A 24338-nucleotide genomic window follows, 5' to 3' on the forward strand; every position below is an offset into this window, starting at 1 on the left:
GCCTTGTTTCTGAACGAACCTGGCCATCATCAGGCTTACCTGGACGCTCAACTTTTCATGTGTTTTTGTTAACACATTTTAACAAAATTAATTCTGGAAAACCACAGGTTTTGCCTGTAACCAGAGTCTAACCTTTCATCCCATACACATCATTTTTTATTATTAATATGTTGACCTTGCGATTTAAATTAACCAAAACCTACTGTACCAACATGAGAAACGCGCTCCTGATGACGTTTTTTGTCTTTGCATCTTTATTTGTGTCCGCTCAAAGACCCGGTGGTGGCGGCCGCGGACCAGGGGGACAGTCGATGAATATCGGCCACTTCTATGGAAAAATTGTTGACGAAAAAACAAACAAAGGCCTTGAGGCAGTATCTGTTCAGCTGTTATCCTCAAAATTTGATAGTGTAAACAACAAAAGAGTGGATACCGTCCTCGGCGGTATGCTGACACGGAAATCAGGTGATTTCAGCATAGAAGGTCTACCGGTTTTCGGCAAATACCGGCTTAGAATTACCGCCATAGGTTATAAAGAAGTTGAACAACAGGTCGGCTTCGACATGAAAATGGGAAAACCAGGCGATATGAGTGCAGCGTTGGCAGCGGCAGACAAAGATCTTGGTAACATCAAATTGGCTATGGACTCTAAAGTTCTTGAAAGTGTTACCGTGACTGCATCGAAACCGCTGATGTCAATGGGAATTGACCGGAAAATCTTCAATGTCGAAAAAAACATCACCTCTACCGGTGGTACAGCAACAGATATCATGAAAAGCATTCCGTCCTTGTCGGTTGACATTGATGGTAATGTGACAATGAGAAACAATGCGCCGCAGCTGTTTATTGACGGGCGACCCACTAACCTCACATTGGAGCAAATCCCTGCTGACGCCATCGCCAGCGTGGAATTAATTACCAACCCATCCGCGAAATTTGATGCATCCGGTGGTACTGCGGGAATTCTGAACATTGTCTTGAAGAAAAACAGGAAGACCGGGTATAACGGTACCCTGAGAGCCGGTATTGATCAGCGCGCGAAGGTTAACCTTGGTGGCGATATCAACGTGCGGCAGGGAAAATTTAATGCATTTGTGAATGGGAACTTCAGCCAGCGTAAATCCATCTCAACCGGAACTACCGAGCGGGAGACCTTTATCACCGGGAAGCAATCATTCCTTAAGCAAAATGATAAAAACGTTAATGAAGGATATTTTGCTTTTGGCCGTGCCGGATTCGACTACTTTATCAATAACCGGAACACCATCAGTGCTTCCGGCGTTGTTGTAAGAGGAAACTTTCAGCCATATACCACAAGTGATATCTTCATCGATAATTATACAACAGGTGGCACACTTTCTACTTATAGTCAAAGGTTGGCTAATACCGAAGGTAACTTCAGAAACACCGGTGCACAGTTGAGTTATAAAAAGCTTTTTGTGAAACCCGGAGAAGAGCTTACCGCTGATATCAACTATAATGGAAGCAGGAACGAAAACAATACTCTTACCAGCACCAATTATTACGATAAATATGGTGGCAGCCCCCAGACTTATTTTAATCAGCGGGTGATTGGCGGCGGAACAAATAAGTTCGTTACGTTCCAGACTGACTACGTAAACCCTATCACTGAAAAGGCAAAGCTGGAGTTTGGCGCCCGGATGCAGATCAGGAATGTTGACAGCAAAAATGATATTTACCAGGATACGGCAACAGGAATATTTTTTAAAGTGCCGCAGTTGTCATCCAAGTACATTAACAGTGATAAGGTTTATGCCGGTTATGTGACATTCACTAACGCCATCAGGGATTTTGGTTATCAGATCGGTCTTAGAGTTGAGAGTTCTGAATATGACGGAGAAGTGGAGACTGTTACAACCGGTGGCAAGGATACTACCTCCAGCTACGGAAACAGTTTTCCGATCAGCCTGTTTCCGAGTATATTCCTAAGCCAGAAGCTGAAAAATGGCCAGGAATTGCAATTGAATATCACCAGGCGGATCAACAGGCCCAACTTCTTCCAGTTGTTCCCCTTTACTGACTATTCCGACTCGCTTAACTTCAGCAGGGGTAATCCAAACCTGACGCCTGAGTTTACTTATTCTTCGGAACTTTCTTATTCCAAGCAGTTTAATGGCGGTCACAGTTTCATGAGTTCTGTATACTTCAAATACACTGACAACCTGATCACACGCTTCCAGGGTAAAGAAATAAATCCTGTGTCCGGAGAAGAAGTATTTATCAATACTTATATTAACGCGAACAGCAGCTATGTTGGTGGAGTTGAATTAATAAGCAGGAACCCCCTCACAAAGTGGTGGGATGTAACGTCGAGCTTAAATCTCTTTACTTCGAAAATCGATGTTGAGCAGGAAGGTTTCGATAACCAGGGAAATGTTTATAGCTGGTTCGGAAAAATCAATAATACTTTCAAACTTCCTAAAAACTTTTCAATACAATTAAGTGGCGACTATCAGTCCAAGACCGTTTTACCTCCGGGCGGAAGCGGTGGCGGCGGTGGCGGTGGTGGCCGTGGTATGGGAGGCGGTGGCTTTTTCGGTGGTCCGCAATCCTCTTCACAGGGATATGTTCGTCCGACCTATGGAGTTGATATTGCCGTAAGATATGAGTTCATGAAAGAAAAAAGAGCAAGCCTGACTTTAAGCTTCAGTGATGTGTTCCGTACCCGCCGCAATGATGTGTACACTGAGTCAGATCTGTTTATCCAGAACTCATTCCGTCGTCGTGATCCACAGTTCTTCAGACTTAACTTCAACTGGCGCTTCGGAAAATTCGATACTTCTTTGTTCAAACGTAAGAATATGAGAGGTGAAGCGGAAGGTGTGCAAAATGGAATGCAGGGAGCACAACAGTAAAGAATAGTCTTATAACTTCCCATAAAGAGCATAAAGGTTGTTTTACCGCGGTAAAACAACCTTTTGTTATTTCAACAGCAACCTGGAAATTTATTATACATTGAATACCGAAATGGAGAGACTATCATTTACATATCTTGCTTTGGGAGACTCTTATACCGCAGGGGAAGGTGTGCAAAAACCTGAGAGTTTCCCATTCCAGGTCGTGAGCAGATTAAACCAGTATGCCGCTGAGGCAACGGAGGGTCAGGAAAATGACATAAGGTTAATGGCCCCTCCCGTTATAATTGCACAAACCGGGTGGACAACCTCGGAGTTATCTGAAGGCATCAGGAAGGCGGACGTCAAAACAAAATTCGATGTAGTCACCTTATTGATAGGCGTAAACAATCAATACAGGGGCCTTTCAATAGATGATTACGGAAAAGAATTTGAACAACTGGCTACTAAAGCATTGGATTTCGCGAGCCATGATGTGTCAAGGGTTATTGTTCTTTCTATTCCTGACTGGTCAGCAACACCGTTTGCAGCTGAGCTTGATCGTGAGAAAATAAGCCTTGAAATTGACCGCTTCAATTCATTGAACAGGCAAATTTCACTGCGACAGGGTTTTCATTATGTAGACATTACCGGGAGCTCCAGGAATGCTTTAAATGACCCTTCACTGGTAGCCGGGGACCAGCTGCATCCATCGGGGAAGGAATATAGAAAGTGGTGCGACAAACTTGTCCCTATCATCGCCCCGATTGTTATCGGCTCCGGATGGACGAAAAACAATAATGCAAGGCTTTTATAAACAAATGAGCCCGGGGACAGCAAATCAAACTACAAAAAATGATGCGGGCTTTACTTGCAGGTAAGCGAAAGGGTCAGCATTTCAAACAAAAATTTATCAGGGTACGCCTTTCATAACCAGTTAACAGAAGATGCGAAAGATCGGTCGGGAGACCAAGGCGCAGGCATAACAGCAACAATTAATGGCAGACAAGAATACAGTCACGCAGGTAAACAGCCTAAATAAAAATATTCAAGAGCGGGATAGCGACCTGAAACACTCCTCTCCCAGGTACGAAAAATTCAGTGCGATCCTGTTATTGGTTGCGGGGTTTGTTTACCTGGCCCTGTGGCTGATCTCTATTTTTTCGGAGACTACACCCTCCATCTACATTACAGACGACAAAGTCTCTATGAAGATGTCTGAGTTGCTGAGTCATATCCGGACTTTAATCACGATTGGTCTGGCCCTGGGAGGAGGCTTCCTCATACTACGGAGAAAACCCGTGGGATGGGTCATGGGAATGGTTGTGCTGATCCTCCTGCTGGTTATTTCCAGTGGTACCGTTTATCAGTCTCTCAAGTTGGAAGAACCGGCGCTGATAGCGATAGCAGCAACATGCTGGCTTATCATTTTATTATCAATTATCCTGCTCATTCTACCAGCTACCAGACGGAAGTTCCGTCTCAATCAGGCAAATATCATAACCGCCAGCATTCTATCCCTGGTGCTGGCCATGTTTTACTTCTTCGTGCAATAATGCAGATTTTGTATCAGCGGTACATTGCCCCAAAAATAACTATCAGATCAGGTTGTCATCGTCAAGCTGATATCGTTCCCTCAGCTTGCGCATAACTTCATCCATAGATGACCTGTGATCTTTCGGGTTCCAGTCTCCCCGCTCCCATTTCTCCAATTCCTCGTCAATGTTTTTTTTCTGAAGTGCAGTCATCTTATCAGTCAGTTCATCTGACATTTCTTTTTGACGTCGATAGAAGTTTTTCTTTTTTTCATTGGTAAGTTCTTTGTCCCGCCGCATTTCAGTTTCGGAAGCAGACATCTGCATCAGCTCTTCCTTCGCGAGGGCAATATCATATGGTCCGAGTGGCATGATCAGTTTAGCCAGGATCGGTCCGATCTCGATAAGGATAATCAGTAAAGAAATCATCAGTGTTGCCCAAAACACACTGCTTTCTTCATCCGAAAGATCGGACAAGGCCTTGTTTCTTTCGAGGAACCCGACGTTTGCCTGGGCCGATTTCTCATATTCTTTTCTTTTGTCTTCAAGAGAAGCTCGTGAACTGGTAAGCAAACTATCCTGGGATTTTATGCCCGCAGCGAGATCGGCAAGCTCCGGACCAAACTGGAGTTTAGCATTGTCGTATACATTCATCTTCATCCTTGTCAGGTTTTCGATGCCACGACTCATAGATCCGCCGGTACCATCTGCCTCCTGGACATAGGATTGCCTTAATTGGTGCAGCGTATCTTCCAGGGCAGTTTTGCGGGTCACCAGCCTATCCCGTTCCATTTGTGCGGCGGCCATGGATTTTGCGTTTTCGAGTTGAAGCAGGGAATCGTTTAGCTGCATTTTCGCATGTATGTTTTCGACAACCTTAACATCAATTTCTTTTTCGAAGATCTTCAACTCTAGCGGCCTGGCAATTGTCAGACCGATCAAAAAGGCGAGGATCAACCTGGGAATGGTCATCCAAAGCTGTTTACGCCTGGAAACTCCGTATTTGCGCATCGTTGAAACCAGGAAGCGATCGAGGTTAAAGATGATCAGACCCCAGATCAGACCAAAGAAGAGGGTCCACCATATGTTTCCGAAAATACTGTACACAGCATATCCTGACGAAAGAGTAGCAAGGACGAATGTGGCCAGTACTACCCCGCCGAGTCCGCTATACTTACTATGCTCTGAGGGAAATTGTTTCAATAACTTCTGATGGGCACCGGCACACCACCATAAAAAAGAGGAGTCAGACGGTTTTCTGCTCCCTCCAAAGGAATCATAAGAATATAAACCATCGTCCTGACCAGATTGATTAGCAGACATAGTAAATGAATTACGGTAAGTAAATTGGTTGTTGCTTATTGGTTGAAGCGGAGCGAGATTAAAACGGGTAACAACTGTCTGGATTGCATAACAAAACAGAAATAATTGTTAACTCATTTTCCCCCGATCGTGCCGAAATGATAGTCATGGAAATATCCACCAATTGGTACAATTCAAGAGTTTTCAAGGTCTGAGTTTCAAAGCGAACTTAATGATTATCAGGGTAAATAATTGAACCGCCAGATAGAAAAATACGGCGGTGCGGGAGTTGCTGTATTTTTTAGTCTGGCGGTTATAGATTAAACTTGCACGCCAAGAGGCGTGATTTAAACCTGATATTTGAAGTATGGCGAAGAATTTATTAATAGTCGAATCTCCTGCGAAAGCCAAAACAATCGAAAAAATCCTGGGTGAGGACTTTGAGGTTAAGAGTTGTTATGGGCATATCCGCGACCTTGAAAAAGGCGATATGGGCATCGACGTCAACAATCAGTATCTACCCCGATATATAGTTCCGGAAGAAAAAGAAAAGGTAGTAAAAGAGCTAAAGGGATTTGCAAAAAAATCCGGCGAAGTATGGCTGGCAACGGATGAGGACCGCGAAGGAGAAGCTATTAGCTGGCACCTTTGCGAGGTACTTGGTCTTGACCCTGCCACAACCAAAAGGATCGTGTTTCATGAAATAACCAAGCCCGCTATCCAATCGGCGGTTCAGAAACCACGTACCGTGGATATGAACCTGGTCAATGCCCAGCAGGCACGCAGAATACTGGACAGGATTGTCGGGTTTGAGCTGAGCCCGGTACTCTGGCGCAAGATGAGCATGAAAAATAACCTGAGTGCGGGCCGTGTTCAGAGTGTGGCTGTACGGATCATAGCTGAACGGGAAAGAGAGATCAATGCATTTACACCGGTAAGCAATTTCCGCATCGAGGCGATCTTCGCTGCCAACGATCTGAATAATAAGCAAGTCAGTTTTAAAGCAGAAGGAAAAAAACAGGCTGATGCTGAAGGCGCTGAAAAATTCCTGGAATCATGTATTGGTGCGAAATATACCGTAACAGACATCCAGGTGAAACCCGGTAAAAAAACACCTCCTGCACCCTTTACTACTTCTACCCTGCAACAGGAAGCAAGCCGCAAGCTGGGTTATTCTGTGAGCCGCACGATGATACTCGCGCAAAAGCTGTATGAAAGTGGTAAGATCACTTATATGCGTACCGACAGCGTAAGCCTGAGTGAGACAGCTACCGAAGCCGTAAAAACACAAGTGAGTTCCCAGTACGGCGATAAATATGTTCAGCTGAGAAAATTTAAAAATAAAAATGAATCGGCCCAGGAGGCTCACGAAGCTATCCGCCCGACTTATATGGAGAACAGTTCTTCAGAGGACGCTGATACCCGCAAATTGTATGAGCTGATCTGGAAAAGAACGATGGCCTCTCAAATGGCAGATGCAGAGCTTGAAAAGACAACTGCACGGATTAGTATCTCCACAAACAAAGAAGAACTTACGGCTTCCGGTGAGGTTCTGAAGTTTGATGGCTTCCTCAAAGTATATATGGAAGACAAGGACGAGGAAGAGATGACAGAAGAAGATGACCAGGAAGGCATTCTTCCCCCATTGCAGGTTAAACAGGATCTTCCTTTGCGTGAATTGAAGGCTACAGAACGATTCAGCAGACCGCTGCCGCGTTATACGGAAGCTTCCCTGGTTAAGAAATTGGAAGAACTGGGTATCGGCCGTCCTTCAACATATGCACCAACCATTTCAACGATCCTGAAAAGAGGGTATGTTGAAAAAAGGGATAAAGAGGGAGTTAAAAGAGACTTTAGGGTACTTAAGCTGGCAGCAGATAAAATCACTAAAGTCACGGAGCAGGAAAATACCGGCGCTGAAAAATCGAAGCTTTTTCCAACCGATCTTGGATTAGTGGTGACTGACTTTCTGAAGCAATATTTCGATGATATCATGGATTACAGTTTCACCGCCCGGATCGAACAGGAGTTTGATGAAGTGGCGAACGGAAAGCTGAAGTGGAACAAGATGATCGATGATTTTTACCTCCCATTCAAAAAGGATGTAGAAAACACTATTGAAAATGCTGAAAGGATCAAAGGAGAGAGAGAACTCGGGATCGACCCTGTTTCCGGCAAAAAAGTATTGGCAAGGATGGGAAGATATGGGCCTATGGTTCAAATCGGGGATGTGGCCGATGAAGAGAAACCAAAATTTGCCAAACTGAAGAATACCCAGAGTATCGAAACGATCTCTTACGAAGAGGCTATGGAGCTGTTTAAGCTGCCAAGAACCATCGGGCAGTTTGAAGATCAGGATGTGGTGATCAATATCGGCAGATTCGGACCTTATATCGCCCACGACAAAAAGTTCTATTCACTTGGAAAAGACTTTGACCCTTACACTATCAGTTTCGAGGAAGCCCAACCGATAATCGTCGAAAAAAGAGACGCCAAGGAAAAAAGCACGATCAAGATATTTGAAAAAGAAAAGATCCAGTTACTAAGAGGTCCTTATGGTCCTTATATAAAACAGGGCCTGCGTAACTTTAAAATACCCAAGGATAAACAGGAAACCGCTGCGGACCTGACCATCGAAGATGTTCAGAAACTCATTGAGGAAGGAAAAGCTAATCCACCGAAAAAATCTTATCGGAAAAAGAAAACGAGCTAGTTGGCTGTCGGTATATTAAACGGCTACCCGTAGCGTTATAGAAAAAGCAACCGGCGAATCTATAACCAGTAAACATGCTTGTATTAAAATATCATCTTACTGAAGAGGAATACCTGGATTATAATTATTTCACCGCATGGACCTCACCGGACAAAAAGAATTACCGGTTGAAATACTATCTGCAGGTAATGATACTTTATGTGGCCGTCGCCGGTCTTTATATCCTGGCGAACAGGTCCCATACCCTTCTCCTCGATTCCAGTGTATTCGTAACGATTGGTACCATTTATTTTATCATGGTGCCATTCCTGGTCAAAAGATCAATCCGGATGCGCGTAAAGAAAATCCTGGCAAAGCCGGAAAACCAGCATGTTCTTAACGAATCGGAAGTAACTATCAGCGAGAGTGGTATTCAGGACCGGGACACCGTAAGCGAAAACCGGTATGGCTGGGAAGCCATTGTGCGAAAGGCAGAGACAAATCTGTGCTATTATCTTTATACCAGTTCTTATCATGCGATCGTTATACCTAAGAGGGTGGTAAAACCAAACGATCGGCAGTTGTTGCATGATTTCTTTGACACGCATCTGTCGCTGAGTTCAGATTTTGCCTAGGTGTGTCATTTTTTGTTTTAACAACAGCATAAATTGATGGTATCATTTTCGCAGGCCTTAGATGAAATGAACATTTCAGGCATATTTGTGGAAAACATTTTTATATAATGATTATTCATTCGACGAAATTGATATAATTAGCGCTTGATAAAATTCCAATTTCTACAATCCAATGGAAGAGAATAAAGAAATATCTGCATTATTTCACCTGATAGATGATCCGGACGAGGAGGTATTCAGCGTGGTATCTACCCGGATCATAGATTACGGAAAGGGAATCATTCCAAACCTGGAAAATTTGTGGGAGAATACGATCAGTGGAGAAGTGCAGGAAAGGATAGAACTTTTAATTCATCGCCTCCATTACCAGGACCTCACAGAGGAGCTGACTCAATGGAACAAAAATAGCCACCAGGACCTCTTAACTGGTGCCATCCTTGTAGCCAGGTTCCAGTATCCTGAGCTTACCACCGCAGCTATTTACCAGGAGGTCGAAAAACTGAGACGAAATACCTGGCTTGAACTGAATAGTTATCTCACCCCACTTGAGCAGGTTCATGTGCTTACCAGCATACTTTACAATTATTATAACCTCAAGGGATCTGAAGTTGGATATCAACAGAGCGAAGATTTCCTGATTAACAAACAGCTTGAAGCGAAGAGAGGAAATACCATCGCAAACGGCATCCTATACCTGATACTCAGTGAACTGCTGGACGTTCCCATTAGGGCGGTAAATATTCCGAGACATTTTGTGCTCGGCTATTTTAAGCCTGATTACGACTTCACCAGGCACACCGAGAATCCGCTGTACACGACTGAATTTTTTATCGATCCCACCAGCGGGCAGGTGTTTACCCATGCAGATGTGGACAGTTATTTCAAAAAGATAAACGTACCGCAGGTGGCCAGTTATTTCAAGCCCCTGTCGAACAAAAGAATAATACAGACTTTGCTGGAAGAATTCAGCAAATGTTTTGACGATGAGAAAAACGCCTATAAAAAACAGGAACTTATAGCGCTTGCAAACCTTATTATCGAAACAGAAGAAGACATCGAACCTGATTAGACCAGTTTCTCACTGCAAACCGGCCGGGCAAAAAAACAGGCTGCCTCAGATGTAGTTGAGACAGCCTGTTTTTTTAGCTATTTATAGATTCATCAAAGCGTCATTTTCCAGCCTTCTCGGTAATCTCTCTTTACAAAAGCATTTGCTTCATCAAAGTTGGTGATCTTCATATTTTTTGCATCCCAGAGTAATTTCTTTCTTCCAAGATACTTATCGTCCCAACCTTTACCATTTGGATTCTTGAGGAAGAAGCTCCGTATAGCCAGGTTACCAATCAGGATAGATTCCGTAAAAGGTCCCGCATATTCGAAAGGAGAACTTGTTTCACCCTTTCCGTAACCTGCGATACAAGCGTTTACCCACTGGAGATAATGGCCTTCAGGAACTCGTTTGATGGTTTGTTTCGGCATGGTGATCTCTTTCATCTTTGCAGTTGGCAGAAGCCTTGGATTTGCACCATAACAATCGGCCATCAGCTTTCCTTTGGTACCATGGAAGATTACACCTCCATCCCAGTTGCCCATCTTTTCGTCTGGCAACATTTCATCAGGACGTTGTGGAAGTAATCCACCATCCATCCAGGTGACCTTTACATCGCCCTTACCATCTTTTCTTGGGTAAGTAAGGTGGATCATAGAAGAAGCGGGACAGCTATCCTGGTTCACGGAATCATTCCACATTTCTCTCCAGATGGTTGCGACACTGGCTTCCACGGAAGTGGGATAGTCAATAGGCAAACAACGGAACACGGGGTCCATGATATGACAAGCCATATCTCCCAGTGCACCTGTACCATATGCCCACCATCCGCGCCAGTTGAACGGCAGATAATTTGGATTGAAAGGAATTGCTTTTGCAGGTCCCTGCCAGAGATCCCAGTTCAATTCATTCGGCACAGCAAACTCGCCTGTTGGTGTAGGGTTGCCCTGCGGCCAAACCGGCCTGTTGGTCCAGGTTTCCACTTTAAATACATCACCGATAAGTCCGGCATCAATCATTTCTTTTGTGAGACGTACACCATCACCACTACCACCCTGGTTGCCCATCTGGGTTACAACCTTGTATTTTTTTGCGGCTTCTGTAACCATTCTCGCTTCATATATATCATGCGTTAATGGCTTCTGGGTGTAAACGTGTTTACCAAGTGACATGGCGGCTGTAGTTGCCACCGCATGCACGTTATCGGGAGTTGAAATCGAACAGGCATCAAAGTTTTTGTTCTCTTTTGCCAGCATTTCACGGTAGTCCTTGTAGTATTTTGCATTGGGCCATTTCTTCCTGGCTTTTTCTGCCTGGCGATCATCCACGTCTGCCAGGGCAACAATATTTACACTCGGACTCTTTGCAAACTCGGAAAGATCGCTCCATCCTTTACCACCGACGCCGATACCCGCGATATTCAATTTATCACTAGGTGCCACATGGCCGCGGCCCAGTACATGTCTTGGCACAATAAAAAAACCGGCGGCTGCAAGAGAAGAACTTTGGATGAACTTTCTGCGGCTGGCTCCGGTCGTCTGCTTCTTTTTCATATTAACAATCTAATTTTTTGATGAGAACCCTGAAGGTCATTTAAACGTGAAAAATCGTTTTAGCACGCGCCAATTTACGATAAGAAAATTTATTTTGAAAATTAATGTACAGGTGCAGAAATCAATGTTTTGGTTGCGTGTAAAATGAAATTTTAATCAGAATCCCGCTTTCCAGTCACCCCGGTAATTTCTCTGTACAAACTGGTTGGCGGGGTCGAAGTTGGTAATTCTCATTTTTTCTCCATCCCATAACAACTTTTTCCTGCCGGGATAAAACTTGTTCCCATTAGTACCGTTTTCAGCGTAATGATAGCTTCTTACCGCAAGATTGCCCATAAGAACCGTTTCAGTGAGCGGGCCACTTTTGTCGAACGAAGAACTGGTATAGGCGCCATAGCCTTTTTTGCATGCTTTGACCCATTGTTGCTGGTGGCCGTCCACACCTTTTTCCACAAATTCGAAAGCAGATTTGGGTAATGTAGTCTCTGCCATTTTCGATAGAGGTAGCAACGTAGGTTTGCGTCCAAAAAGTCCGGCCATGAGCTTGCCTTTTGATCCCTCGAAAATGATCCCACCATCCTCCTCGCCCATCTTTTCTTCCGGGCCAAGTTCAACCGGCCTTGGAGGCTTCATTCCTCCATCGTACCAGACCATCTGAACCGGTGGCATCTCACCCCGGGCCGGAAAGTCAATATAGGTAACTGATGACGGAGGATAGCTGTCCAGGGAGATAAATGGCTGAAAGTACCCGGTATACACGCTACCAACGTTACACTCAACTGAAACAGGGTAACCAAGTTTCAATGCACGATATGGAACATCAATAAAATGACAACCCATATCGCCGAGTGAACCGGTGCCATAGTCGGTCCAGCCTCTCCATATTGCCGGTAAAAAAGCCGGGTTATATTCCCTTTCGGGCGCAGTGCCGAGCCACAGGTTCCAGTCCAGTTCCGGCGGTGGCGCGAACTTACCCGCGGGCACATTAACGCCCTGCGGCCAGGTTGGGCGGTTGGTCCATACATGCACTTTTTTAACCTCTCCGATTACTCCGGCCTGAATCCATGTCTCGATGTTCCGGGTGTCATCGCCGCTACTCCCCTGGTTGCCCATTTGAGTAACCAGTTTGTACTGGGCGGCCGCTTTCGTGAGCTGGCGCGCTTCGTAAATATCATGAGTAAGCGGCTTCTCCAGGTAAACATGTTTCCGGAGCTGCATCGCGGCCATAGCCTGCACAAAATGCATATGATCCGGTGTGGTGATGATCACCGCATCAATATTTTTTTGCTCCTTGTCCAGCATTTCCCTGAAATCCTTGTAATAGGGAGCCTTGGGCCATCTTTGCCTGGCCTTAACCGATTGCCGGTCATCCACATCGCAAAGTGCCACGATATTATCGCTGCCATTGTTAAAGGCAAACGGGAGATTTACTTCTGCTTTTCCTCCGGCACCTATACCTGCAATATTCAGTTTATCGCTCGGAGCGATATGTCCCCTTCCAAGTACATGGCGGGGAACAATATAAAAACCGGCAGCGGCAATCGCGGCATTCCGGATGAATTTTCTTCTGGGAGAATACATCGGATATGATTATTAAATGAGAAAGCGGAATGATCAGATCAGGTCAGCTTTCATGGAAATAGCTGCGTTAAGTACTTTGCTGACCGGGCAGTTTGCTTTTGCGTCATCCGCAGCTGTCTGAAATTGTTCAGCAGAGATCCCTGGCACCTTAGCCTTCACGACCAGGTCCGATGCAGTGATGACGCCATTATCAAGGGTGATGGTTGATGTTGTTTCTATGGAGTCTGGCGTAAATCCTGCCTCGCCCAAAACGAAACTTAGCTTCATGGTAAAACATCCGGCATGCGCCGCTCCGATCAATTCCTCAGGATTTGTTCCCACCCCTTCTTCAAACCTTGACTTGAACGAATACTGGGTTTGATTCAAAGTAGTGCTTTGTGTTGTAAGATGTCCTTTTCCTTCTTTTCCGGAACCATTCCAAACGGCTGTTGCTGTTCTTTTCATAAAACGCTTATTTTTAAAAATTGATTTGAGTGAATGATAATACAAAAATGTTCATATCAATGAATGATATCTGATATTAAGGCTCGGAGGATGTTGAAGTTACGCAAAATCTCCAAGTAAAAAAATCTGCATGACGCGGTTGTTCGGGTAGAGTAATATCTTAGCAGGGAAAGCTCCAGCCTTTGCGCATTCGTGAAAAATAAATTTTTTATGCCCCCCGGATCTGTTCTGCCAGTTTCCTCTGTATACCTTGATTCTCCCCTGGGCCAGATACGTATCAGTGGAACCGGGCAGGCTATAACTGAAGTGCATTTTCTTAATAACCCCGACCCGGAGCCATTGCCAGATGCCGCCAACGCGGCATCCGATTTGATTGTTGAATGCAGGAGACAATTGGTTGAATACTTCAAGGGAAATTTACAACAGTTCGATCTTAAACTTGATCAGGGCGGAACAGCATTTCAAAAAAGAGTCTGGAAACAACTAGCGGTTATACATTACGGTGAGACTATAAACTATCTCTCACTTGCGAAGCAGTTGGGTGATCAGAAAGTAATAAGGGCTGCTGCTGCAGCTAATGGAAGGAACTGTATCGCTATTATCGTCCCATGTCACCGGGTGATTGGCAGTTCCGGCGACCTGGTAGGATATGCAGGTGGGCTCTGGAGAAAACACTGGTTGATCGAACATGAAAAAAAATTCGCACACGGTGTTCGTACCTTATTCTGAAAATACCCGTTATTGAAGTATATAAATCCTTAACAACTTAACAACTCACCTAATCATTCAACTGAATATGCCGTTCAAAGCGCTTCGGATCACCGAAAATAAAGATGGTAAAATCGAAAGGTCGATTGTTCAACGGGAATTGGACGACCTGCCTGCCGGCGAAGTGCTGGTTAAAGTGGAATATTCTTCTTTGAACTATAAGGATGCAATGTCCGCCAATGGTCATAAGGGCATCACAAAACAATATCCACACACTCCGGGAATAGATGCCGGTGGCATAGTAGAAATGAGTAAAAACTCCGCTTTCGCAGCAGATGACGAGGTGATTATAACCGGCTACGACCTGGGAATGAATACCGACGGTGGTTTTGCTGAATATATAAGAGTACCGGCCGACTGGGTAGTCCCAAGGCCAAGGACCCTGACATTGAAGGAATGCATGAGCCTGGGAACTGCTGGTTTCACTGCCGGTGTGGCGCTTTACAAAATGCTGGCACTTCAGCAGATTCCGGCGATGGGCCCTATTGTTGTTACCGGGGCTACAGGTGGTGTCGGCAGTTTGGCCGTGTCAATACTTGCAAAAGTGGGTTATGAAGTAATCGCGGTAACAGGCAAAACCAATGCGGAAGAATATTTGAAACACCTTGGCGCGGCCCAGGTTCAAAACCGGGAGTTTTTGGAAGATCATAGTGGTAAGGCATTACTTAAACCAAGATGGGCGGGAGCTATAGACACTGTTGGCGGTAACACCCTGGCAATGTTGCTTAAAGCCTGCAAGGCAGAAGGAACCGTCGTCAGTACTGGCATGGTTCAATCGCATGCTCTCACTACAACACTTTATCCATTTATCCTGAACGGGGTAAATCTTGTGGGTGTTGGGTCTGCAGGAATGGATATGGTGACCAGGTTAAAAATCTGGAAATATCTTGAAGAAGACTGGAATGTAAGAGATAAATTCCCGGCAATAGTTAAGGAAATCAAACTCGAAGATCTCGCCGTCAATCATATCGAAACAATGCTTGATGGAAAAAATATGGGAAGAATCCTCGTGAAAATATGATAGATGGTCTATGATTGTATTGACTATCAAACAGGTTATTGAAGAAACGCCGGATACAAGAACATATATTTTTGAACCATCCGGGGAAACTACGTTTTCCTACAAGGCAGGTCAGTTTATAACGATCACCATCAACCGCAATTCCCGGGAATTGCGCCGGTCCTATTCACTATGCACTTCTCCGGCATACGACGAATATTATGCCTTTACCGTTAAACAGGTTCCTAATGGAGAAGTCTCGAGACACCTGTTCCGCACACTTGCGCCGGGATCAACTTTGATTGCGATGGAACCTGCCGGGCGGTTTACGTTTAAAAAAGAGCCATCTATACCGCGTGACATATTTATGATCGCTGCCGGCAGCGGTGTGACACCCGTCTATTCCCTGCTTAAGCAGATACTCAAAACCACTTCGGAAAATTCGATCAGGCTGATCCTTCAGAACAGGAATGAACAGGCAGTCATCTTTCATGACTCACTTCACCGGCTTGAGCTGGAATATGAAGACAATTTCCGGTTCATTAATTACCTGAGCCAGCCAATAGACACTCATAAGCCCTCACGAAGATTGAACAACGAGATACTCGAAGAGCTTATCGCGGATGAATTACATTTCAACCGTGATTATGCGCTTTTTTATATCTGTGGCCCGCTGCCTTTTATGAGAATGGCAGAGTTCACCATCCGCCAAATGGGATTTTCTCCTGAACAAATAAAAAAAGAGATATTCGATGCTCCCCGTTTGCCACCCCCGCCATTTAATATAGATCCTGCTCCCCGTTCGATAGTTTTAGCCAGGCAGAAGCCAAACAGGATGATCCCCGTACGGTATCCGCAGACCATTCTCGAAGCTGTCCTGGCTCAGAACATAAACATCCCATATAGCTGTAAAGCGGGCATTTGCGGCAGTTGCGCCATCCTCTGCACTGCGGGAGAAGTTAAGATGAAACACAATGATGTTCTCACCGACCAGGAAGTCGCCGGCGGACTTATTCTCTCCTGTGTCGGTTATGCAGTTTCTGACATAACTATCGATCTCTGACCGATCATCCGGCATGCTTAAAGCAATCAATAACTAAACTTTTTTGAACATTCCTGATGGCAATGCGTTAGGTCAATGTAGTATACATCCACCTGCTTCATGCAAACCGGCAATATTGATGAATTACCGGAAGCGGTCACCATTGTGGATCCCGCCCGTGCAAGCAACACGTCATCATGCGGGTGGCATGATTTTTTAAAAGCGAAAGATAAAAAACTGACGAAGATGAAAAAATTAGGAATGCTTCTGCTGCCATTGGCGATGACCTTTGCAGGGAATGCTCAGAAAACTGTTACGTTTGGCCATACGGCGTCGATCGGCAACAGCTGGTTAAGCAATGGTGAGAATTTTGCTCCGGGCTATGATAACAAAGAAATGCATGTATCCTACGGACTGGGTATGAGAATGGTTGCAAGTTTTCACCCGAACTGGGGTATTATGTCAGACCTTAAATTTTCTTCCGAAGGTGGAGCCTTTGGCAGGGATGACTCAGACGCAAGGCGCGTTTTCCGCGTGAATTTTCTGAGGCACTCACTGCAGGGCGTTTACTTTTTTGGAGAGAGGGGTAACAGGGTAAGGCCAAAAATAAGCCTTGGTCCATCTGTCGGACTCTTTGCTGGTGGTAAATCAATGCTGAAAGATGGTGGTACTGAAAGTATGCCGGATGTTAAATCCAAAAACATTTTTAAGACCTGGGATTTTGGACTGACAGGAGCCGCCGGGGTGAATGTACGTCTTAAAGAAAGTGTCTGGTTAAATGCGGAAGGTGCTTACTATCATGGCCTCACAAATGCCAATGACCTTACTTCTCAAAAAATGCAACACCGTGGTCTTGGATTCACTCTCGGGCTGTTGATGAGCCCTGATTACGAAAAGATGAAAGCGCATATGGAAAAACACAGGAACAGGCAGAAATAATTGTTCTCAAAAAATACTATCATGCCGTGCATTCCATGAGTCTTTCATTGGGATGCACGGCATCGTTATGTAAAAATTAAATTCATTTTCATTCCTTTTTGAAAAACTGAACTTTGACATTCTGTTGTTCAACCCAGAAATTTCTTATTCAACCCAGGAATCTCTGTTGTTCAACTAAGAAACTTCCGTTATTCAACTAAGAAACCCGGGAGTTTCGTTTTGTGATTTTCAGAAAACGCCAAAGCAGGAATAAAGAAGTCAAAGTAAGGCCCGTTATCAATCCAAGCCAGATGCCACTGGCACCGAGGTCAAAATTAAAAGCCAGGATATAGCCTATTGGCAACCCAACCACCCAATAAGCTATACCGATAAGTATCGTCGGCACCCTAACGTCTTTGATTCCACGAAGTAACCCGGCACCTATCGCCTGTGTACTGTCAGAGATCTGGAATATGGCCGCAAACAGAAGAAGTAATGCTGCCATTTCAAGCACCATTTCGTTATTATTAAACAGCCTGGGCAACTGGTGCCGGAACAGCGAAAAACCAACTGCACATAGTACGCCGTAAATCAGGGCCGTCCACAGTGTGCTTTTCCCAATCAGGCCTATTTTGGGCCAGTTCAGGGACCCGAATGCATTGCTTACTCTTATCGATGAAGCCTGGGCCAGGCCCATAGAAACCATAAAGGTGAATGATGCACAACTAAGGGCTATCTGGTGTGACGCCTGGGCAACAGCACCTATGGTTCCGATGATGATCCCTGAAACCGCAAATGCCCCCGCTTCCATCCCGATCTGCAGACTGCTGGGCACACCGATATAGAGTAATTCGCGCATCGTTTTGCCCCTGAATTTCCACTGTGTTTTCCGGTCAGTTATGTAAGGTGTGAATGTATTGTGTTTCAAAACAACGAATCCCAATACCAAAAACATAAGGGATCTTGTAATTAATGTTGCCCATCCCGCTCCTACCAGTTCCAGCCTGGGAAAACCAAGGTTACCGTATATCAGTAACCAGTTCAGGAATATATTCACGGGCATGCCTGCCAGTGACAAGATCATAGCGGTCCGGGTGAATTGTAACCCGTCTGTAAATTGCTTCAATGTCATGAACAATAACATCGGTATGATAGATACGCCCATCAATTGCAAAAAAGGTATAGCCAGTTCAACCACTTCGGGATCCTGCCCAAGGTGATATAAGATGTTTTTACCGAACACCAGGGTCATGGAGATCATCAGCGCAGTAAATGCACATAGCCAGAAGCCATTAAAGAAATAGTGCGAAACCTGTTTATTGTCCTGTCTTCCATGGGCAAGAGAAACCATTTGAGAAACAGAGATAGTCATTCCTATTCCCAGAACAAATGGGATATTCATCGCATTTACCACCAGGGCGGCTGCCGCGAGTTGTTTGTAACTGATTGCACCTACCATCGCCGTATCAATGATGTGCAGGGCCATTTGTGCCAGCTCACCAATAATTATGGGAAAAGCAAGTTTTAAGGTCTTGAAAGCTTCGTCACGCATAGTTCCAGTTCATAATGCTTGTCCCATCAAATTCGCGATCACATATCTCTTAAATTGATTCCGAGGCCCGGATAGCCTGACAATTCAATCTTTCCATTTATTATATTAAGGCCATCCGCAACATCCTCAGCAAGTAATAAGGGGCCATCCATATCAATCAGGTCAGCAAGAGGTGCCAGGTGAGCGATTGCAGCCGAACCTACTGTGCTTTCATTCATGCAACCTATCATCACCTTCATGCCGAATGACCTCGCGTCTTCGATCATCCGCATTGCGGGGGTAATGCCGCTGCATTTGGTTAGTTTTATATTGATACCATGAAAATGATTACGGCACTTCTCAACGTCCGATTCGACTACGCATGATTCATCAGCAATAAGTGGTAATGGCGACTGGCGGAATAACACCTTCATTCCTTCCCAATTGTCTTTATGCAACGGTTGCTCAATTAGTTCAACCCCGAGGTCCTTCAACTGTGGTATTTTTATTAATGCTTCCTCAAGCGTCCAACCGGAGTTCGCATCTACACGCAACAAAGCATCTGTATGTTTGCGTAAGGCCTTCACAATCTCAATATCTTCGGGCCTGCCGAGTTTTATCTTGTAGATCGGCCAGGGCCTGGCTTTCATTTTTTCCACCATCTTTTCAATGGTATCAATACCAATCGTATAATCTGTTAATGGAGACTTCTCCGGATCAAGGTCCCATAGCTGGTATAACGGTTTACCGGAGATCTTACCATAAAGATCCCATGAAGCGATGTCCAGGGCACATACCAGGAAATTATTCATCGGGAACAAATGATGAAGATAATGCCAGTATCGCTCAGGAGAAGTGTACGCAAACTTCTCGATCATCTGCCTTTTACGTTCAAAATCCCCGATCATTTTTTCCACCGGTATATTATAATAAGCGATGGCGGGCGCTTCACCATAACCCACCTTGCCCATGTGTTCCAATGAAACAATCAGGGTCGGCTGATGTGTTTTGGTACCGCTGGATATGGTGAACGGATACTCGAATGGCAGATTGAACGGATGATAAGTTGATTTCATAATGGTTAAAGGGATCAGCGACCACTGGCCTGTACATAACCGGCAAGTTCTTCGTTGAAGTCTTTTTCTTTCAATAATTGTTCAAGAGAAATGTGCATACGGTAATTCCAGTAGTGCCTTGGTACCGCGGGAATGTTGATTCGTTCTGCATGTGGATCATCACGGCGAATGGAAGGACTGATCCCAAGTATATCCTGCAACTGGAATATCGACCACATTGCGGGCGAATAAAGGTGCTGCAACAATATTGCCTTGTTTATCCATGGTTCGCAAAAGTAAGGCGCATCACCCCACTGCCCCAGTTCGTTGTTATAGAATCGTTGCGTTTTTGCACGGTCCTCTTCCCACCAGCCGCGAACGGTACTCATATCATGAGTGGAAGGGGTGACCACCGAGAGATATGGAGCGTCTGAAGGATGAAAAAATTCCCTGTTGATATCCTTGGGCATTCTTTGGATCTCCAGGCTAAGGATGCCGAGCTGACTCATAACGGTTGCTACGGAATGTGGAACCAGGCCGAGGTCCTCGCCACAAATGAGCATGTTGGTGGCACGTTTCAATGCCGGCAGTTTCTTCATTGCTTCCTTCATCCAGAAGTCATCCTGCCTTTCAAAGAAATAATTGATATAAAGTGCCTTCAGTTGTTGTTGTGTGTTCCACTCAAGATGTCTGAATGAATGGGTGTTTTCCATCCCGAACCGGAAATGGAATTGTTCGCCACCTGATCCTGGTTGCTCGAAAAAGATCACATTGGAGATCAGATCGAATAAGCCCTGCCTGATGTGTAGGTTGTCATTTGTAGCTTCTATGCCGGCGAAATGTGTTTCAACGTCTCGCTGCGTTTTGAATCCATCACGGAGGTCATAAGTGCCGTCATGTCGCGGATTAACAAAGGGTTTAAATTTCTCGCGATTGGGCCCAAACATATCCCAAAGCACGGCATCGGTGATATATGGCCTTGTGTACCGGTCAAAATCAAACCAGATGTTTTTTTCACTGAACTCAATTTTGTAAACTGGTATAGCTTCTACAAACCTGCCCATGATCCCTTCAACAGAATGCATGGGAATGCTCCAGATCCTGAAGAACCCAAGAATATGATCGATCCTGAACGCATCGAAATATTCACTCATCTGCACAAATCTTTTGTGCCACCATTCAAAATTGTTTGCGGCCATCACTTCCCAGTTATAGGTTGGGAAACCCCAGTTCTGACCTTTCACAGCAAATCCATCCGGCGGCGCACCGGCCTGCATGTCGATATGATATTGACCGGGTTCCATCCATGCATCGCATCCATACCTGTACACACCGATAGCTATATCACCCTTAAGTATTACACCCTGGCGATGCGCATATTCAGCAGCGGCTTTTAATTGCAGATGCAGATGATACTGGATAAAATAATGTACAGCTATCTGATCATAGTGCCTGGCTTTCCGGGAGACGTACTTTTCAATTGCGTCCTTGTCATACTTACTATAGAGCTTCCACTTGTTAAAATCCGAAGTACCATTGCGGTCGCGGAGATAACAAAATGCAGCATAGGGAACCAGCCAATGTTTATTGGTCTCAAAAAACTTATTATATGCGGCGTCATGGGCAAGCTCATGTTTCCTTGCTTCGTAAAGCACGTTCAACATGGCTGTTTTTATTTTTATTACTTCATCATAATCAAGTTCAACCAGTTCATTCAGGTGCTTTTGTTTTTTCTTCAACGTATCCAGGAGCGCTGCATGCTCCTTTCCGGCAACATCAGCAAGATTGATGTAAATGGGATGTAAAGCGAAGGCCGATATGGCTGCGTAAGGATAAGTATCCAGCCAGCTGTGCGTGGCCGTGGTATCATTGATGGGAAGGATCTGGATCACTTTAAGATTTGTTTTCCTGGCCCAGTCTGCCAGCAACTTCAGATCATTGAACTCCCCTATCCCGAATGAATCTTTACTACGGAGACCAAACACCGGAATTGAAACACCTGCTCCTTTCCAGGTAGTATTCGGCAGGCGTATGAAGCCGTCATGACAAACAGTAAGCTTGTTTGGATTGCCGTCTCCAAGCAATGTTCTGCCTGTTCCTTCTTCGAACCTTACGAAGGTTTTATCCTTTGTATTGTAAACAGCATATTTATAAGTGATATAAAAGGCCTCGCGTGGAAGGTTCAACTGTACGCTCCACCAGCAGTCACCGCGATTAAGCAGAACCGGTGCAGACGTGTTCCAGTTTGCCATGGACACATCACTGCCCAGTATGCAGACCACCTCATTTTTTGCGAGTAAGGGAGCTTTTACCCTGAAGATATGTGTGAAGTTCTTTACGGGTTTGAATTTCCCGTTATTGTCTCCCCGTTTAAGCAACACTTTTTGATAAGGGTCCAGCAGGAAGACATTTTCGAATTCACCGGCATGATTCCATGTGTCATGAAGTTCAATTTCTTCTACATCTGCCCGCGTGATCTCTACCCCTTTCTGATCGTTGGCTTCCATGATCCGGAATCCATCCTCGTTGGTTAATATATACCTGTATTGGAGCTTCGAAGAAATAAGTATATCCGCTTCAAGAATCAGATGCCAGTATTCGCTGTTGAGATATTCCATCTGAACGGCATTTTCCGCTACATCAGCGCCCAGCTCTTCAATATTGCCCGAAATAGAAAGTCGTTGTCCCGGTCTCGTATGAAACCGTAGAAAAAAATGAATCTTCATGCCGTCATATTCTTTGATTGCCGCGAAAATATCACAATTCTCCTTAATGAACCTATCCTGCGGCAGGAAGTGACAAATCAGATGAGCCCGAATGCAGGTCGCCGTTACCTGGATTAGGTTTAACACCGAATAAATATCCGGGTTACCAGAGAAAGTCGGCTGAATTTTGTGAATTATTCATCTTTCCGGCTATTTTTGCCGAAACTTATTTATTAAGATGACTACTGCTAAAAAATCTAAGGGGATTTACTGGATAGGATTTATTGTTTCGACTGTAGCTCTCATTTTCGCCATTGCAACAGGTTGGGAATGGCTTACCATGATTTTACCTTTCCAGCTTACCTTCTTCGTGAAAGCGATGGATATCGTTTAAGGAGTTATGATTGATGAGTGATGGGTGATGAGTAAGTTATGAGTTTTTGGTACAGGAATCATAAGATATGGACTCATGGTTTCTTCTCGACTACTATCGATTGTTTGAGCTTGACCGGCACCCTCTTGTCAAGGCGTATGGCGGGATCCCAATCAGACATTTTATCGAATAACTCTTCCAGCTTTTCATTCAGGTCATCATTGCCGCCCTTTATCACCCTCGAGTAACCGGGTTTTCCGTTCTCATCTATTACAAACTCAAGCATAATATAAGCACGCTGCTGATCATTTAACAGGTAAGATGATAATTCTTTGCTGACATTTTCAATGAAAGACTGAAACTTCTCATTTCCGCCGGGATAGATCGGTAACCGATCCACCAACTTTGGCAAAAGTTCCTCGTTGAACATCTTTCTCTCCTTGATGATCTTTTTCTTGATCTCGGGTTTTTCAACCTTGGGTATCTCTCCCTCCACAACATAACCACCTTTACCATCAACCATGATCAAAGGCAACTTTTTTGTGGCATCGAAATAGGCATGTGCATGGCGCAGTTCCTCCACCATCGGCGCATATTCAGGAAAATCTTTCAGGTATTTGGCGAGGTAGGTGCTACTGCGCTGATTAGTGAAGTTTATCGGGAATACATGAACAGGAATGAAATCCTGCCCCTGGCTTTTGGCCCAGGCAGCAAGTATGTACAACTCCTCTATCTGTGGATTGGTAACCGGGATACAACCAGTGGTTACACAACTGCCATGTATATAGATATCACCACCGGGTTCAATTGAATCACTAAGCAATCGGTCGGAAAAGTTAGGATAGTTTAAGCCAAGGGCCAGATGATAGTTACTGTTTGGTTTAAACTCGTTGATATAATAAAACCCTTCAGGCACCTGGTAATCACCCTTCAGGCGCTTGGGACCAAGTGTTCCCGCCAATGCACAAACGCGGTAGTTCTTAAATAATTTGTACTGCTCGTTTTTCTCTGACTTCACCCAGACTTCAAGATTAGAATCATACTTAAAGGACCTGATATAAAGATACTTTGCGGGCCATTCCAAACCTTTCTCGCGGAACTGCTTCATCAGGGTGTCCTGTTTCCGCTTTAACGCGTCGCTGATTCTCGGAAATGATTTCTGGTAATCAATAAATGCAAAACTGGCCACAGATGTCTGGCCCTTAACGGTTGCCACGGAACCGGCAATGATTAGTATGAAAACAAGAATTCGCATTGGTCTGTTATGCACCGGAATAGAACGTTATAGTTTGTTGATAATT

19 protein-coding genes are annotated in these 24338 nt (G+C 44.7%); 11 read left to right on the forward strand and 8 right to left on the reverse strand.

All coding sequences use genetic code 11. The features are described from left to right. The first annotated feature begins 212 nt into the window (after positions 1–212). From ACX0G7_RS15725 to ACX0G7_RS15735, 3 genes are all read left to right on the forward strand, one after another. Entirely contained in the window at positions 213–2876 is a 2664-nt protein-coding gene (locus tag ACX0G7_RS15725; protein WP_458924454.1) for a TonB-dependent receptor, read from the forward strand. Between the two features lie 112 nt (positions 2877–2988). After that, positions 2989–3672: an SGNH/GDSL hydrolase family protein gene (locus ACX0G7_RS15730; RefSeq protein WP_458924455.1), complete on the forward strand. Its 684-nt coding sequence runs from the start codon at positions 2989–2991 to the stop codon at positions 3670–3672. Between the two features lie 181 nt (positions 3673–3853). Then, entirely contained in the window at positions 3854–4411 is a 558-nt protein-coding gene (locus ACX0G7_RS15735) for a hypothetical protein (protein ID WP_458924456.1), read from the forward strand. A gap of 42 nt (positions 4412–4453) precedes the next feature. Here the strand turns inward: ACX0G7_RS15735 and ACX0G7_RS15740 are convergent, their stop codons facing one another. Beyond that, positions 4454–5713: a DUF4407 domain-containing protein gene (locus tag ACX0G7_RS15740; RefSeq protein ID WP_458924457.1), complete on the reverse strand. Its 1260-nt coding sequence runs from the start codon at positions 5711–5713 to the stop codon at positions 4454–4456. A 346-nt stretch (positions 5714–6059) separates the two neighbouring features. Here ACX0G7_RS15740 and topA point away from each other — a divergent pair, with 346 nt between their 5' ends. From topA to ACX0G7_RS15755, 3 genes are all read left to right on the forward strand, one after another. Beyond that, on the forward strand, positions 6060–8405 hold the full coding sequence (gene topA / locus ACX0G7_RS15745; RefSeq protein ID WP_458924458.1) for a type I DNA topoisomerase: 2346 nt from the start codon (positions 6060–6062) through the stop codon (positions 8403–8405). A gap of 74 nt (positions 8406–8479) precedes the next feature. Then, positions 8480–9019: a YcxB family protein gene (locus ACX0G7_RS15750; RefSeq protein ID WP_458924459.1), complete on the forward strand. Its 540-nt coding sequence runs from the start codon at positions 8480–8482 to the stop codon at positions 9017–9019. Between the two features lie 172 nt (positions 9020–9191). Beyond that, positions 9192–10088, forward strand: a complete 897-nt coding sequence (locus ACX0G7_RS15755) for a transglutaminase family protein (RefSeq protein WP_458924460.1) — start codon at positions 9192–9194, stop codon at positions 10086–10088. Between the two features lie 92 nt (positions 10089–10180). Here the strand turns inward: ACX0G7_RS15755 and ACX0G7_RS15760 are convergent, their stop codons facing one another. The 3 genes from ACX0G7_RS15760 to ACX0G7_RS15770 form a co-directional block, all read right to left on the reverse strand. Further along, positions 10181–11620 (reverse strand): Gfo/Idh/MocA family protein, encoded by a 1440-nt coding sequence (locus ACX0G7_RS15760; RefSeq protein ID WP_458924461.1) that lies wholly within the window; start codon positions 11618–11620, stop codon positions 10181–10183. Between the two features lie 156 nt (positions 11621–11776). Then, positions 11777–13201, reverse strand: a complete 1425-nt coding sequence (locus ACX0G7_RS15765) for a Gfo/Idh/MocA family protein (protein ID WP_458924462.1) — start codon at positions 13199–13201, stop codon at positions 11777–11779. A 33-nt stretch (positions 13202–13234) separates the two neighbouring features. Continuing rightward, positions 13235–13645, reverse strand: coding sequence for an OsmC family protein (locus ACX0G7_RS15770; protein ID WP_458924463.1), 411 nt, complete (start codon positions 13643–13645; stop codon positions 13235–13237). A 210-nt stretch (positions 13646–13855) separates the two neighbouring features. Here ACX0G7_RS15770 and ACX0G7_RS15775 point away from each other — a divergent pair, with 210 nt between their 5' ends. The 4 genes from ACX0G7_RS15775 to ACX0G7_RS15790 all read left to right on the forward strand — a co-directional run bounded on the left by ACX0G7_RS15775 (position 13856) and on the right by ACX0G7_RS15790 (position 17394). After that, positions 13856–14374 carry a methylated-DNA--[protein]-cysteine S-methyltransferase gene (locus ACX0G7_RS15775; RefSeq protein WP_458924464.1) on the forward strand — a complete coding sequence of 173 codons (519 nt, stop codon included), beginning with the start codon at positions 13856–13858 and terminating at the stop codon, positions 14372–14374. A 67-nt stretch (positions 14375–14441) separates the two neighbouring features. Next, complete coding sequence (locus tag ACX0G7_RS15780; RefSeq protein ID WP_458924465.1) at positions 14442–15434, forward strand: YhdH/YhfP family quinone oxidoreductase; 993 nt, start codon at positions 14442–14444, stop codon at positions 15432–15434. 10 nt (positions 15435–15444) lie between these two features. After that, on the forward strand, positions 15445–16476 hold the full coding sequence (locus tag ACX0G7_RS15785; protein WP_458924466.1) for a 2Fe-2S iron-sulfur cluster-binding protein: 1032 nt from the start codon (positions 15445–15447) through the stop codon (positions 16474–16476). Between the two features lie 225 nt (positions 16477–16701). After that, positions 16702–17394, forward strand: coding sequence for a porin family protein (locus tag ACX0G7_RS15790; protein WP_458924467.1), 693 nt, complete (start codon positions 16702–16704; stop codon positions 17392–17394). Between the two features lie 196 nt (positions 17395–17590). Here ACX0G7_RS15790 and ACX0G7_RS15795 read toward each other — a convergent pair whose 3' ends face one another. Genes ACX0G7_RS15795 through ACX0G7_RS15805 form a run of 3 tightly spaced genes read right to left on the reverse strand, consistent with a single transcriptional unit; the run spans position 17591 to position 22685 of the window. Next, entirely contained in the window at positions 17591–18925 is a 1335-nt protein-coding gene (locus ACX0G7_RS15795) for an MATE family efflux transporter (RefSeq protein ID WP_458924468.1), read from the reverse strand. Positions 18926–18963: 38 nt separating this feature from the next. Further along, positions 18964–19980 carry a dipeptide epimerase gene (locus ACX0G7_RS15800; protein ID WP_458924469.1) on the reverse strand — a complete coding sequence of 339 codons (1017 nt, stop codon included), beginning with the start codon at positions 19978–19980 and terminating at the stop codon, positions 18964–18966. Positions 19981–19994: 14 nt separating this feature from the next. Continuing rightward, on the reverse strand, positions 19995–22685 hold the full coding sequence (locus ACX0G7_RS15805; RefSeq protein WP_458924470.1) for a 4-alpha-glucanotransferase: 2691 nt from the start codon (positions 22683–22685) through the stop codon (positions 19995–19997). 217 nt (positions 22686–22902) lie between these two features. On the opposite strand from ACX0G7_RS15805, the gene ACX0G7_RS15810 reads away from it, so the two are divergent. Continuing rightward, positions 22903–23058 (forward strand): hypothetical protein, encoded by a 156-nt coding sequence (locus ACX0G7_RS15810; protein WP_458924471.1) that lies wholly within the window; start codon positions 22903–22905, stop codon positions 23056–23058. A 73-nt stretch (positions 23059–23131) separates the two neighbouring features. Here ACX0G7_RS15810 and ACX0G7_RS15815 read toward each other — a convergent pair whose 3' ends face one another. Then, the gene (locus tag ACX0G7_RS15815) at positions 23132–24292 is read right to left on the reverse strand and encodes a L,D-transpeptidase family protein (protein WP_458924472.1); all 1161 of its coding nucleotides are present in this window, start codon (positions 24290–24292) and stop codon (positions 23132–23134) included. Positions 24293–24338 lie beyond the last annotated feature (46 nt).

Source organism: Flavitalea antarctica, assembly GCF_054461535.1.

Bases quoted from the DNA above. Each gene is read 5' to 3' on its own strand.
- ACX0G7_RS15725 (WP_458924454.1), top strand. From the start codon at position 213: ATGAGAAACGCGCTCCTGATGACGTTTTTTGTCTTTGCATCTTTATTT.
- ACX0G7_RS15730 (WP_458924455.1), top strand. From the start codon at position 2,989: ATGGAGAGACTATCATTTACATATCTTGCTTTGGGAGACTCTTATACC.
- ACX0G7_RS15735 (WP_458924456.1), top strand. From the start codon at position 3,854: ATGGCAGACAAGAATACAGTCACGCAGGTAAACAGCCTAAATAAAAAT.
- ACX0G7_RS15740 (WP_458924457.1), bottom strand. From the start codon at position 5,713: ATGTCTGCTAATCAATCTGGTCAGGACGATGGTTTATATTCTTATGAT.
- topA (WP_458924458.1), top strand. From the start codon at position 6,060: ATGGCGAAGAATTTATTAATAGTCGAATCTCCTGCGAAAGCCAAAACA.
- ACX0G7_RS15750 (WP_458924459.1), top strand. From the start codon at position 8,480: ATGCTTGTATTAAAATATCATCTTACTGAAGAGGAATACCTGGATTAT.
- ACX0G7_RS15755 (WP_458924460.1), top strand. From the start codon at position 9,192: ATGGAAGAGAATAAAGAAATATCTGCATTATTTCACCTGATAGATGAT.
- ACX0G7_RS15760 (WP_458924461.1), bottom strand. From the start codon at position 11,620: ATGAAAAAGAAGCAGACGACCGGAGCCAGCCGCAGAAAGTTCATCCAA.
- ACX0G7_RS15765 (WP_458924462.1), bottom strand. From the start codon at position 13,201: ATGTATTCTCCCAGAAGAAAATTCATCCGGAATGCCGCGATTGCCGCT.
- ACX0G7_RS15770 (WP_458924463.1), bottom strand. From the start codon at position 13,645: ATGAAAAGAACAGCAACAGCCGTTTGGAATGGTTCCGGAAAAGAAGGA.
- ACX0G7_RS15775 (WP_458924464.1), top strand. From the start codon at position 13,856: ATGCCCCCCGGATCTGTTCTGCCAGTTTCCTCTGTATACCTTGATTCT.
- ACX0G7_RS15780 (WP_458924465.1), top strand. From the start codon at position 14,442: ATGCCGTTCAAAGCGCTTCGGATCACCGAAAATAAAGATGGTAAAATC.
- ACX0G7_RS15785 (WP_458924466.1), top strand. From the start codon at position 15,445: ATGATTGTATTGACTATCAAACAGGTTATTGAAGAAACGCCGGATACA.
- ACX0G7_RS15790 (WP_458924467.1), top strand. From the start codon at position 16,702: ATGAAAAAATTAGGAATGCTTCTGCTGCCATTGGCGATGACCTTTGCA.
- ACX0G7_RS15795 (WP_458924468.1), bottom strand. From the start codon at position 18,925: ATGCGTGACGAAGCTTTCAAGACCTTAAAACTTGCTTTTCCCATAATT.
- ACX0G7_RS15800 (WP_458924469.1), bottom strand. From the start codon at position 19,980: ATGAAATCAACTTATCATCCGTTCAATCTGCCATTCGAGTATCCGTTC.
- ACX0G7_RS15805 (WP_458924470.1), bottom strand. From the start codon at position 22,685: ATGAAGATTCATTTTTTTCTACGGTTTCATACGAGACCGGGACAACGA.
- ACX0G7_RS15810 (WP_458924471.1), top strand. From the start codon at position 22,903: ATGACTACTGCTAAAAAATCTAAGGGGATTTACTGGATAGGATTTATT.
- ACX0G7_RS15815 (WP_458924472.1), bottom strand. From the start codon at position 24,292: ATGCGAATTCTTGTTTTCATACTAATCATTGCCGGTTCCGTGGCAACC.